At 58.2% G+C, this 12215-nt stretch carries 11 protein-coding genes; 7 read left to right on the plus strand and 4 right to left on the minus strand.

Features of this window, described 5'->3' with window-relative positions:
* Positions 1–22 precede the first annotated feature (22 nt).
* The 4 genes from GWL_RS16595 to GWL_RS16610 form a co-directional block, all read right to left on the minus strand.
* A complete protein-coding gene (locus GWL_RS16595) occupies positions 23–514 on the minus strand; it encodes a type VI secretion system tube protein Hcp (RefSeq protein WP_008332274.1) in 492 nt (163 codons plus the stop codon).
* A 35-nt stretch (positions 515–549) separates the two neighbouring features.
* Positions 550–2043, minus strand: a complete 1494-nt coding sequence (gene tssC / locus GWL_RS16600) for a type VI secretion system contractile sheath large subunit (RefSeq protein WP_008332275.1) — start codon at positions 2041–2043, stop codon at positions 550–552.
* An 11-nt stretch (positions 2044–2054) separates the two neighbouring features.
* On the minus strand, positions 2055–2555 hold the full coding sequence (gene tssB, locus GWL_RS16605) for a type VI secretion system contractile sheath small subunit (RefSeq protein ID WP_008332276.1): 501 nt from the start codon (positions 2553–2555) through the stop codon (positions 2055–2057).
* Positions 2556–2643: 88 nt separating this feature from the next.
* Positions 2644–3258: a tetratricopeptide repeat protein gene (locus GWL_RS16610; RefSeq protein ID WP_008332278.1), complete on the minus strand. Its 615-nt coding sequence runs from the start codon at positions 3256–3258 to the stop codon at positions 2644–2646.
* A 367-nt stretch (positions 3259–3625) separates the two neighbouring features.
* Between GWL_RS16610 and tssJ the strand changes: the two genes are divergently transcribed.
* The 7 genes from tssJ to GWL_RS16640 all read left to right on the plus strand — a co-directional run bounded on the left by tssJ (position 3626) and on the right by GWL_RS16640 (position 12186).
* Complete coding sequence (gene tssJ, locus GWL_RS16615; RefSeq protein ID WP_034351050.1) at positions 3626–4255, plus strand: type VI secretion system lipoprotein TssJ; 630 nt, start codon at positions 3626–3628, stop codon at positions 4253–4255.
* A 61-nt stretch (positions 4256–4316) separates the two neighbouring features.
* Positions 4317–5669, plus strand: coding sequence for a type VI secretion system baseplate subunit TssK (gene tssK / locus GWL_RS16620; RefSeq protein ID WP_008332282.1), 1353 nt, complete (start codon positions 4317–4319; stop codon positions 5667–5669).
* On the plus strand, positions 5666–6445 hold the full coding sequence (icmH, locus tag GWL_RS16625; RefSeq protein WP_008332283.1) for a type IVB secretion system protein IcmH/DotU: 780 nt from the start codon (positions 5666–5668) through the stop codon (positions 6443–6445). Before tssK ends, icmH begins: the two co-directional genes overlap by 4 nt.
* A gap of 39 nt (positions 6446–6484) precedes the next feature.
* Entirely contained in the window at positions 6485–8995 is a 2511-nt protein-coding gene (locus tag GWL_RS16630) for a type VI secretion system Vgr family protein (protein ID WP_008332292.1), read from the plus strand.
* A complete protein-coding gene (locus GWL_RS24050) occupies positions 8947–9525 on the plus strand; it encodes a DUF2345 domain-containing protein (protein ID WP_081486086.1) in 579 nt (192 codons plus the stop codon). The genes GWL_RS16630 and GWL_RS24050 overlap by 49 nt, the downstream gene beginning before the upstream one ends.
* A 37-nt stretch (positions 9526–9562) precedes the next feature.
* A complete protein-coding gene (locus tag GWL_RS16635) occupies positions 9563–11104 on the plus strand; it encodes a hypothetical protein (RefSeq protein ID WP_008332294.1) in 1542 nt (513 codons plus the stop codon).
* Positions 11101–12186 carry an Imm71 family immunity protein gene (locus GWL_RS16640; RefSeq protein ID WP_034351052.1) on the plus strand — a complete coding sequence of 362 codons (1086 nt, stop codon included), beginning with the start codon at positions 11101–11103 and terminating at the stop codon, positions 12184–12186. The genes GWL_RS16635 and GWL_RS16640 overlap by 4 nt, the downstream gene beginning before the upstream one ends.
* Positions 12187–12215 lie beyond the last annotated feature (29 nt).

Raw genomic sequence — 12215 nt, forward strand, 5'->3', positions numbered from 1 at the left:
ATCCGTTCAGTACAAGGTTCCCTTAGATGACTTTGTTGGTGGACAGATCCCAGCCGCCCGAGGTATTGCCGGCGGTACCGCCATCCTTCTTCTGCTGGGTGTACTTCCACTTCACGGTGGAGTACTTCAGGCCGACCGTTTCGTTCAGGATCTCGCCCGACTCGATGGTCGGCTTGACGCTGCTGATCATGACGTTGGTCAGTTCGATCTCGAAGTAGCGGACGCGCTCGCCCTTGCCATCGGCGCGCATGAATTCGAACTTGGCCTTCGGAATGGTCTTGCCCGAGGAGGAGTTTTGCAGCAGCAGGGGCGAGGCCAGGTCGGCCACCTTGGTGAACACGATGTCCTTGTGCTCGCAGCGCTCGGCGGTGTGACCACCACCGGTCGATGCGGTTGCCGACTTCGGCTGCAGGACTTCCCAGTCAACGGTCTTGCACTCGATCCAATCCTTGTGCAGGTCATCAGTGGATTCACCCTTGATGCCGTCGATTTGCAGATAGACGTCAATTGCCATAACTTATCCTGTAAACATGAGGGAGGAAAAAATAGTTAGGATTTACCTGCCTGCGGCAGCTCCGCAACCAGCCGGAGCGACACCGACAGTTCATCCAACTGAAAATGCGGACGCAAGAACGACACGGCGCGATAAACGCCTGGCCGTCCCGGCACTTCCGACACCTGTACCGAAGCTTCGCGCAGCGGGAATTGCGCTTTTGCTTCCTGCGTGGCGTTGTCGTCCAGCAGCACGTATTGCGCGATCCAGCGATTGAGGAAGTCTTCGACGTTCGAAGCGGCAGCAAAGCTGCCGATCTTGTCCCGCATCATCGACTTCATGTAGTGAGCGATGCGCGAGACGGCAAAGATGTATTGCAACTGCGAGGACAGGACCGCATTGGCATTGGCGGCGTCCGTGTTGTACTTCTTGGGTTTCTGGGCAGACTGTGCGCCGAAGAAGGCGGCATAGTCGGTATTCTTGCAGTGGACCAGGGAAATGAAGCCCAGATCCGACAGCTCCTTCTCGCGGCGATCGGTGATGGCAATCTCGGTGGGGCACTTGAGGGCAACTTCGCCTTCATCCGTCTTGAAGGTGTGGGTGGGCAGGTCCTCGACCAGCCCGCCGCCCTCCACACCACGGATGGCCGCGCACCAGCCGAAGTCCTCGAAGGCCTTGGTCAGCTTGCTGCCAAAGGCATAGGCGGCGTTGCACCACAGGTATCTGGAATGATCGGTGCCATCGACATCCTCGACGAAGTTGAAGCCTTCGACCGTCGTCCCGTCTTTGGGATTGAAGGGCAGACGACCCAGGAAGCGTGGCAGGGTCAGGCCGACATAACGTGAATCTTCGGATTCACGGAAAGACTTCCACTTGGCGTATTCAACCGTATCGAAGACCTTGGACAGGTCACGCGGCTTGCCCAGGTCGGAGAAGCTCTCCAGGCCGAACAGCTCGGGCGAGGCCGCCGTGATGAAGGGCGCATGGGAGGCTGCGGCGATACGCGACATCTGCTCGATGAAGTACATATCTTCAGGCTGGCGCGTGATCTCGAAATCGCCCAGCAAGGCACCGAAAGGCGCGCCACCGAAGGTACCGAATTCTTCTTCATATACCTTCTTGAACATGGCACTCTGGTCGAATTCCAGTGCCGAGTTGAAGTCCTTGACCAGTTCCTTCTTGGTGGCGTTGAGGATCTTGATCTTCTGGTTCTCGCCAACGGTGGTGTTGCGGACCAGGTAGTTCAAGCCGGTCCAGCTGCCTTCCAGCTTCTGGAACTCGGGCGCGTGCATGATCGCACTGACCTGGCTGGAGATCAGATGATCCAGTTCCGCGATGCGCGCATCCAGGGTGGCCGACAGGTTTTCCGAGACGACTACCGTGCCTTCCATTACCTGGCTGACCAGTTCGGAAATCAGATCCTTGGCACGATCATGTTCGGAAGAGGACTTGGCGACCTTGCTTTGTTCGACGATGTCATCCAGAAGAGTGCTGCCGACAGCAGCGGGCGCGGCACTTGCGGCAGCTTCGGTATTGGCTTGAGCGGACATGGGGATCTCTTTTACTTGTTGGTTTGCTTGCTGAGTTCGGCCAGCTTCTCGGTGCTGTTGAGCACGTCGCTGAGAATGTCTTCCAGCTTGTCGTTGCCGGCGATCTTGTTACGCAGATCTGCCAGCTTGGTGCGCGCTTCCAGCAGCTTGCGCAGGGGCTCGACCTGCTGCACCACGGACTCGGGCCGAAAATCTTCCATCGAACGGAACTTCAGTTCCACCGCGAATTCGCCCCCCTTGTCAGAGAGCTCGTTGGGCACGCGATAGACGGCCCGCGGTTCGATACCCTTCATGACTTCATCGAAATTATCGGGATCGATATTGATGAATTTCCGATCCTTCAGACGCGGCTGCGGCACCTCCGAGTTCCCGCCGAAATCGCCGACCACGCCGGTCACGAAGGCCAGTTCCTTCTTTTCGATGGCGTCACCGATCTCGACGTCATAGGTCATCTGCACGCGCGGGGGACGCACTTTCTGCAGTTTCTTCTGGATGCTTTCTCTTTTGGCCATGTTTGCTCCGCTGCTGTTTGAGTGACTCGCCCCATCGCCTGAGGCGGCTTGAAAAGCGGGAACACGCAAGGCGTCCCGCCGGCTCGCCTTACTTCAGATTGCCAAATGGATTGGGGCCGCTGCCGCCACCATTGCCTGCATCGGTATCAGCTGAGGGTGCGACCGCCTTGCGCACGACCTTGCCGCGCGCACGAGATGCAGCGACAGGCTTGCCCGGTGGCGGCACCAAGGTGTTTTCGCCCAGGCTTTCACGCAGGATCTTGGTCAGGTCCTGGGCTTCGGTCTTGACCGAGCCGTTCAGCGCATTCTGCGAGCGCAGATCCGCCAGCGACTTCGTCGCCAGACGCAGGCCGGACACAGTCACGATGCTGTTGGCGACCTTGTCGGACGGGTCGCGCTTGAGTGCTTCCTGGGCATTGACGATCGCATCGCTGTAATCGCCGGCGTCGAAGCGGATCTGGGCAATGCGCACCCAGGGAGTCTTGTCGGCAGGGAAGCGGCTGGCCACTATCTTCAGCACTGACACGGCTTCATCGGTCTTGCCTTCGGCCTGCGCGGTGTTGGCCTGGGCCACCCCGTTTTCCAGCGTGTTCTTGGCGTCGTCCTCCGGATTGGGCTTGTTCTGAATATTGGCACAACCGGCCAACATCACCGCCAGCAGTGCCGGAACGATCACACCAGCCTTCAATTTGCTCGCACGCATTGGAATTCACTCCTTGTATTTTTGACATTAAGAAAACCTTGCGCGAAATCGCACAAGCAAATTAGTCGGGACCGAAAAATTCCGGAGATTCCTGATTTTTAGGCTGCAAATGAGATGCGACGGCAGTTTTCCGGCGAAATTGATGCTCTTGGAAACCGCACTTTTCAACTACGCCACGTTCTAATTACGACTATCAGGTTGTTGCCCGACTTAATAGTTTTGAGTAATTTGAACTTAAGCTCGTCCAAATGTATCGCATAGACCTTCACGGGAAAATGCAGTTCCACAATCTGTAAAGACTTCCTAAAATTTTTTCGGCACGCGAGAATTCGCGCATGAGAAATCCAATAGAACGAACGGGGCAGAGTTGAAAAAACGATTGATTAATCACTTGGCAACGGGAGTTGCCATCTTTTCCCTATCCGGCTGTGCCGCCGTGGGTGCAGCCTCCGGGGTCGCCCAGGCCGCCAAGTCCACGCTGGAGGCGCTGGGACTGAAGAAACCCGACACACCGGAAGTTCCCGATTCCATGAAGCAGCCGCGCACGGTACCCATCAAGCTGCACGCATCCAAGGCTCTCAACGTCGATTCGCAGCAGCGTCCTCTGGCCCTGGTCGTAAAAATTTATAAGCTCAAGCAGAACATTAGTTTCCAACAGGCGTCATACGACACGTTCCTGAGCGCACAGAAAGAAAAGGAAGCCTTGGGAGCTGACCTCCTGGAGGTCAAGGAAGTGACGCTGGTCCCGGGCCAGCGCTATGAGATTTCCGAGAAGGTCAGTTATGAAGCCGGCTATATCGGCGTGGCAGCGCTGTTCGTCAACCCGGCGCCGCAGCGCTGGCGTGCCGTCTTCAAGGCTGATGAGGCCGAGAAGAACGGTATCACCGTCGGCTTGCAGTCCTGCTCGCTGACCGTAGGTGCTGGTGCCGTGGCCATCGATACGCAGGGCAAGCCGCTGGAAAAGAATCTGATGCTGGCACCAGTTCAGTGTCAGTGAAATTCAAACAACAATTCGCAGGACATCGCGACATGACAATCATCACGACGGGGCAATCCAAGTGAATCACTCCAACAAAGTTCTCTGGGGCGAAGGTCTTTTCCTCCGGCCGCAACACTTCCAGCGGCAGGATCATTATCACGAAACGCGCCTGCACCAGACTGCGCTGGCGCTCAATCCCTATTGCTGGGGCATCTGTTCGCTTCAGGTCGATCGCGATGCGCTGAGCAACAATACACTGCGCATCCTGGAACTGTCGGCCATCTTCCAGGATGGCGAAATATACAAGGCTCCGGATGGCGATGACCTGCCCGACCCCATCGAACTGACCGAGATTGCGCTATCGCAGCAATCCGTGACCTTCTACGCGGCGCTGCCCGCACTGAAGAGCTTCGGCAGCAATTTCGCCGCCGGTACCGGAAGCGGCAATCATCAGTCCAGCCGCTACATCCAGCACAATATCGAGACGCCCGATCTCTTCACCGATGCCGCCAAGGCCGAAATGAGCTATCTGAAGAAGGCGGTGAGGCTGGTGTCGGAGAACGAACCGCGCGATTCGCTGGTGTGCATCCCTATCGTCCGACTGCGTCGGGCAAGCTCATCAGGATTCGAACTGGATCCTGATTTCGTGGCGCCCAGCCTGTCGGTACATGCAGCACCGCTGCTGTTCCTGCGGCTTCGCCGCCTGCTCGATGCCTTGCAGGCCAAGGTCAGCGCGCTGTACGGGCACCATCGCGAACCCAGCAAGAGCGTGGTGGAATTCCGTTCCGGCGACATCACCTCTTTCTGGCTGCTGCATACGGCCAGCACCGCCTATGCCAGTCTCTCGCACTACCTGAACAATCCCATGCTGCATCCTGAACGGCTCTACGAACAACTGCTCGCCCTGGCAGGGTCGCTGATGACGTTCTCGCGCAGCCTGGCGCTGGCCGACCTGCCGCCCTATGAGCATCGCGATCCCGGACCCGCGTTTGCGCGGCTTGACGGCATCATCCGCGAACTGCTCGACACCGTCATCTCGTCGCGCTATTTCGCCATTGCCCTGCACGAGAACAAGCCGTCTTATCACATGGGCATGCTGGACTCGGGCAAGATCGACGAGAAGACCAGTTTCTACCTGGCCGTCAATGCCGACCTCCCGGCCATCGAGCTGGTCGACGTGGTGCCGCTGCGCTTCAAGATCGGCGCGCCCGAGGACGTCGAGAAATTCGTGCTGGCCGCACTGCCGGGCGTAAAGCTGGTGCACTCGCCGCAGGTGCCGGCGGCGTTGCCCGTACGCCCTGATACCTACTACTTCACGCTGGAGAGCAAGGGCGCCATGTACGAACGCATGCTGCAGGCGCAATCGATCTGCATCTATGTACCCTCCGGCATCCGTGACCTCAAACTCGAACTCCTGGCGGTGACGCAATGAACATGACCTCGGCCCCCTCCCTGCTCGATCAAGATCACCTGCCGCCTACCCAGCTGGCCAGCGCCCCCGTGAATGCGAAGTCGCTGCTGGATCTGATGTATGACGGCTTCTATGCGCTCTTCATGCTCAAGAACGGCAGTGCGCCTGTGGATGAAGCATCCTTCTCGGTGAAGATGCAGAAATTCCTGGGCGACGTAGAGCGCAATGCAAAGAAGCTTGACGTCTCTCCGGAAGACGTCTACGCCGCCAAATATGCGTTCTGTGCCTCGGTCGATGAGATCATCCTGCGTTCCAGCTTCGGCATCCGCGATGCGTGGGAACGTCGCCCGTTGCAGCTGACCATGTTCGGCGATCAACTGGCAGGTGAAAATTTCTTCAAGCAGCTGGAAGACCTGCGGGTACGTGGCAACGCGCACATCCAGGCGCTGGAAGTGTTTCATATGTGCCTGCTGCTGGGCTTCCAGGGAAAGTACGCACTCGAGGGACCGGAAAAACTGAATTATCTGACCGCGCGGCTGGGTGACGAAATCGCTCATCTCAAGGGCAAGAGCGCGGGATTCGCGCCGCACTGGGCGCGGCCGGATGCCATCGTCAACAAGCTGCGCAATGACGTGCCGTTGTGGGTGGTGGCCTCGCTGTTTGCCTTTATCGGCATGTTTGCCTACCTGGGCCTGAACTGGATGCTCACCAGCGGCACCGAGAACGGACTGGCCGGCTATGCCGATATCGTCAAGCTGGCACCACGTACTGCCAACCTGACCATTACGCTGCCCTGAGCGTGATCTCTCCCCTGACTGTCATGGAAGACCACTCGGATGAATCTGCCTTTTTCCGATACTCTCAACAGTGTCATCAACCAGCTTTTCGGCCCCGGCCTGTCGCAACACGCGCGCCTGATCACTCTGAGCAGCGCCCAGACCGCAAACCTCCCTGAATCCTTGGTGGTGGAGCGCTTCCACGGCCAGGAGAGCGTCAATGACAACTTCAGGTTCGACATTGATGCGCTGTCCGTCTCCACCGATCTCGACCTCAAGCAATTCATCGGCAGCGAGCTGACGCTGCGCCTGCTGCAGGTCGATGGCAGCCGACGCGCCTGGCACGGCTACTGCACCCAGGCTTCCTGGCTGGGTGCTGATGGCGGTCTGGCACGCTACCGGTTGCGGCTGGAATCCTTCCTCGCCTTCCTCGACCGGCGCCGCGACAGCTTCCTGTTCCAGGGCATGAGCGTCACCGACATCGCCAGCGCGGTCCTCAAGGAGTATCCGCAAGCCAATTTCTCGCTGGATGTCACGCAGACGCTTGCCAGGCGCGAGATCTGCACGCAATACCGCGAGAGCGATTACGCCTTCCTGCGCCGCATCCTGGCCAGCGAAGGCCTCAACTTCCGTTTCGAACATCAGCAGGATGGTGACGATGGCCAGGCCTCCGGGCAGCAACAGGCACGGCACAAACTGATCATCTTCGACCGTAACGCCAAGGCCCCGGACCTGCCGGGTGGCGATGCGCGCATTCGCTTTCACCGTGTCGCAGCCACCGAGTCCAGTGATGCCATCACCGACTTCAGCGCCGTGCGCAGCGTGCGTTCCAACGCGGTGGCCCTGGCCAGCTGGCATCCTGAGAAGATTTCTTCAGCTTCGGCCGAAGAGAGCTCCAGCCTGGATGCTGGCGAGCTCCCTGCCCTACCGGTCTACGACGGCAGCGGCCAGCAGGACTTTGCCGACCAGAAGGCGGCATCGGACCATGCCCTGTTGATGCTGCAGGCCATGGAACTGCAGAACAAGTGCTTCGAAGGCGCAGGCGCGGTGCGCCAGCTCTGTGCCGGTGTTCAGTTCGCCCTGATCCAGCATGAGCGCTATCCGGAGGGAGAGAACCGCTTCAGGCTGCTTTCGGTCAGCCATAGTGCGCGCAACAATTTCGACAACAATATCGCCCATGTCCTTGATGAGGTATTGCCCGCTTCGCTCGGGCAAGGCTTGGTCAGCTCACTCTCTCCGGGCACCAGCTCAGACGACGATCTCAAAGCCGGCACCTACCGCAACAGCTTCGTGGCCGTGCGCGATGTGGTTCCTGTCGTGCCGACCGCGATCACGGAGCGTCTCAAGCCAACTGCACGCGGCACGCAGACCGCATTGGTCACCGGCCTGCCGGACGCCGCTGTCACCACGGACCGCAATCATCGCGTCAAGGTGCAATTCCACTGGCAGCGCGGCAAGTCGCCCAATCCTGGCGGGCTCAGGGAGACCGGCAATCTGGACGACAAGGACGGCAACGCCAACGGCAACGACAGTTCCGGCACCTGGATCCGCGTGGCCGAGGCGCAGTCCGGACCCAACTGGGGCAGCCAGTTCATCCCGCGCGTAGGCAGCGAGGTGCTGGTCGATTTCATCGAAGGCGATATCGATCGTCCGGTGGTCGTGGCCCAGCTCTACAATGGCAGCGATGCGCCGCCCTTCCCGGCCGGCGCTGATTCCGGCATCAACCATGCAGGCAGCATCTCTGGCTGGCACAGCACCGCCCATGACGGCAGCGGATTCAACCAGTGGGTAGTGGACGATACCCAGTCGCAGTTGCGCATGCGCCTTGCCTCCAGCACGGCCAAGTCACAGTTGAACCTGGGGCACCTGGTGGAACAGGCCGATACCGGCGCCCAGCGCGGCAGCTACCGGGGCCAGGGTTTCGAATTGCGCAGCGATGCCTGGGGCGTGGTGCGCGGCGGCGAAGGCCTGCTGCTCTCCACCACCGCGCGCCCACTCAACGGCGCCAGCGTAACTGGCACGCAGATGGATGCGGCTGGCGCCATTGCGCAGCTCAAGGGAGCGAAGTCGCTGGCCCAGACGATGAGCGACTCTGCCACGCAGCAGCAAGCCCTCAGCAGCACCCAGGCGCTGCAGGCCAAGACCGATTTCCTGGCGCTGATCGATCCCAGTGATCAGGGCAAGCATCCGGCCAGCGTGAATGGCCAGGACGCGCTCAAGTCCGACGGCAGCACACGCAATACCGACGCCGCGCAGCCGGTGGAAAAATTCGCCAAGGCTGCCGTGCTGATGGATTCCCCCTCCAGCATCAACTGGACCAGTAACGCCTCCACCTTGCTGTATGCCGCAGAGAACCTGCAATGGACCACCCAGGGCGACGTCCACTGGAGCGCCGCCGACACGGCCAGCGCCGCCGCCGGCAAAGCGGCCAGCTTCTACAGCCATGATGGCGGCATCCAGGCCTTCGCCGCCAATGGACCGGTTTCGCTACCCAGGCTTATGCGGGCAATGGACCGGTCTCGTTGCAGGCGCATACCGATGCGCTGGAGATCCTGGCCGACAAGGACGTGAGCGTAATCAGCGTCAATGAGGGCATCGAGATCAAGGCGCGCCAGAAGATCGTGCTGCAGGCGGGACAGGCTTCGGTGACGCTGGAGGGCGGGAATATTACGTTTGCTTGTCCGGGGACGTTTTCGGTGAAGGGGGGGACGCATGCATTTCCGGGGGGAGCGAGTAATCCTGCTTCGCTGGCGGAATTGCCAGAGAGCGAACTGCCGAAGGACACTCTGTATCTTGACCACAGGTATCACGACGACCAAGCCTTGGCCGGAGCTGAATATTTCGCCAAATTGGCCGACGGCAGCATCCGTACCGGCAAGCTGGATGGACAGGGGCGCGCGGTAATCAACGGTGTGCCTGCAGGTCCCGCACGGATTAGTTTCGGCCCCATGCCAGGCACCTTCGAGCGCGTGGACAAGACGCCCATGCCCAACCACGATCCGGCTCCCTCACAGCAGAAAATTGAAGCCCTATTTGCCAAATACTTCAAGGCAGACGAGACAAGCAGCGCACGAGGCATCGAAAAAGGCGGGGAAAAATAAGATACGGTCTGATCAACATATCGAACGAGAAATCAGAATGAGCCAAACACAAAACCCTCCAGCAGGATGGACTTGGAGTCATTTCAAGGCAGTATGTGCGGATGTAGGTAGCTGGACCTGGGGTACCGTACAAGGTGCCTTCAATGAGAAGGCCAGTTTGTCGCAGATTCTGGTCGATGCGGTGATCGGCATGATCCCCTTGGTTGGCGATGCCACTGCCGTCAGAGATCTGATTGCCGTGGTCATCGGCATGGCAGACAACGAAGAAAAGCGCAATTCGACTTGGGAATGGGTATTGCTCGTCGTGTTGCTGTTCGCGTTGATTCCGGTCATTGGCGGCGTCGTCAAGGGAGCTGGACGCATCATCATCAAGGTGGCACAGGAGAGCGCCCACTTGGCCACAGCCGCTCGTGTGGCCCACATGGCGGAGGGTGCTAGGGAGATCATCGAGTTCCTCAACCGCATAGGCGTCAAGAACGCTGAAAAGTGGCTGCTTCAATTGAGAATCGCAGACCATAGTGCTGAACTCATCGGCAAGTTCGCCAACCTGATGCACACCATTGATAACGTCCTCAAGACGGCACGCGGCAAGGTCAGCGGGCTCGCCCCCTCACTGGCCAGACGAATCGATGGCTTGCGGTCTGGCCTGGCAAAGGTCGTGGAAAAAGGCCAGGAAATGATCCCTACCGCCGTCAAGGAACTGGACCAGAAGCTCAGAGAGATCCAAGCCTATATTCGCTCAGGCGGTGAAACTACCAGTCGGGTCGCCATGCATGAAGTTGCTACGGGAGAACGAGTGACTACCCGGGCTCAAGAGCGACGCTTGATTGAGGACGGAACTCTGCCGAGACGCACGAGGCGCGGAGGACTCAAGCAAAATCCCGCATCTCGTGATGAGCCGCATAAAATCGCTCCAGTCTATCAATATGAGGACGGATACCCGAACATGATGCACGCGGCAGATCCAGAGACAGATCTCTACAATAACATCGCGGCCTATTCAGGGAAAATGATCAACCGTCAGCTTCGTGATGGCGAGGAACTCTTTCGCTTCTTTGGACCGGCTCGAACTACTCATGGCGTAGATGTCGCTGAGAGTTGGGCTAGCGGTGCTTACTGGGGATTGGGACGACCGCCAAGGACCGCCAAGGAATGGCGCGAAATGGCTGCTGTCCTCGACAGCTTTAACGGAGACGGTTTCTTTGTTTCGGCCCGAGTCGTCGGCAACAAAGGACCTAAAGCCGTGGTCGGAACCGTAGCGGAACAATTCGGCACCAAAATTCCAGGACAGTATCTGCCGGGTGGTGCAACCCAAGCGTTCTTTTTCCTGAGCGACAAAGCCAAGAGTGAACTTGGTCGTTTAGGGAAAGAATTTTCGAGTTCAAAACAGACAGCCAAAGTGACGTTCACTGATCCAGAGACTGGCATGGAATTCACTTTCCATGCAACCGGCTGGACAGATGCAAACGGAATCTGGGGCTACCTTCGCCCCCCTGGAACAGGCTCAGTGCAAACTGCACGTGTCGGCGCTCGTGAACAGGCGGAAAAAGATAACGAACAGGTTCTCATTCATCCATGACTCAATACGGCAACAGAAAGATCAACGACATTATGCTGCCCTCTCCGTCCGAGCGACAGCAGCTCTTCTATCTTCTAAAAAAACTAAGTTCGCTGACAGCGTGGCAACGAATACTAGGGTTTTATAACGCGTGGGCGGACGCCACCGAGAACAGTGTGCGCGAGGCTGATGATCGCGGCTGGACCAACGAGACCTCTTTATCGCATTCCGAGTACGCCTATATTCTTAAATGCCTTGCCCACTGCGAAGAAGGTGTTATGCGCCTGAAAAAGGGCGATAAACGCGTTTTCAAGTTTGACGCCAATGGAGAATTTGCTATGGCACGGCGTATCTTGTCTCACTATTCGCAGCTTCTGGAGCGTATCGACATTGGAGAAAATCGCATCGACGGAGAGCATACGCCACGATGGGCTGAATTCCGTGAAGCGCTTATCCAGTTGGCAAAAGCTTGGGGCGAATGCGCAAAATATATTCTTGAATCTCGCTTCACTGATGAAGCGGCCCCGGTTCGTTACAACGAATGGCTGAAGGAACTGCTTCACTCGCGGAAATATCCGCCCTTGCTCCATGAAGTACCTAATCCCAAAGACAATATATTTGTTCGAACTGGTGAGTTGACACCTTGCTCGGGAATCTGGGAGCCGATCGACGCTCCCAAGCCGTCACTGATAATGCTTCTGCTCGGAAAGGCAGAGAAACCTGAACCACCTTTCGCGATAATGGGCGCAATGAACTATCTGCATGGGGGCTCTCTCGCGCCTACAACGAGCGCGTTCATCATTGATGACAGCGTGGATATGGACACTACCTGGCGATTGTTATGGCGTGACGATCGCTATATCGACGGCTCCGTCCCCGAAGAGGAGAAGTATTACCGTTTCACTCAACCCGACGTAAAGCGTTCGACACAGCCAACTGTCGCGGTGAACGACCAGATCACCTGGGCTGAAAGCGGTGCAGCGGCACCTAAGGCAGGTAGATGGTTGGTGGAGTCCGATATGGCAACCAGCGTCGAACTGAAGGCAGGCGAGCTATTGCCCTTGCATCAGGGGCGCACGGTACGCTGGGTGCTGGCTGAATGAAGAATCAGCTTGACCGGATACTCCCTCTT

The organism is Herbaspirillum sp. GW103 (assembly GCF_000261365.1).
In the GTDB taxonomy this organism is placed as follows: domain Bacteria; phylum Pseudomonadota; class Gammaproteobacteria; order Burkholderiales; family Burkholderiaceae_D; genus Herbaspirillum.

Coding starts and splice junctions, on each gene's coding strand:
- GWL_RS16595 (WP_008332274.1), bottom strand. CDS start 514: ATGGCAATTGACGTCTATCTGCAAATCGACGGCATCAAGGGTGAATCC.
- tssC (WP_008332275.1), bottom strand. CDS start 2,043: ATGTCCGCTCAAGCCAATACCGAAGCTGCCGCAAGTGCCGCGCCCGCT.
- tssB (WP_008332276.1), bottom strand. CDS start 2,555: ATGGCCAAAAGAGAAAGCATCCAGAAGAAACTGCAGAAAGTGCGTCCC.
- GWL_RS16610 (WP_008332278.1), bottom strand. CDS start 3,258: ATGCGTGCGAGCAAATTGAAGGCTGGTGTGATCGTTCCGGCACTGCTG.
- icmH (WP_008332283.1), top strand. CDS start 5,666: ATGAACATGACCTCGGCCCCCTCCCTGCTCGATCAAGATCACCTGCCG.
- GWL_RS16630 (WP_008332292.1), top strand. CDS start 6,485: ATGAATCTGCCTTTTTCCGATACTCTCAACAGTGTCATCAACCAGCTT.
- GWL_RS16635 (WP_008332294.1), top strand. CDS start 9,563: ATGAGCCAAACACAAAACCCTCCAGCAGGATGGACTTGGAGTCATTTC.
- GWL_RS16640 (WP_034351052.1), top strand. CDS start 11,101: ATGACTCAATACGGCAACAGAAAGATCAACGACATTATGCTGCCCTCT.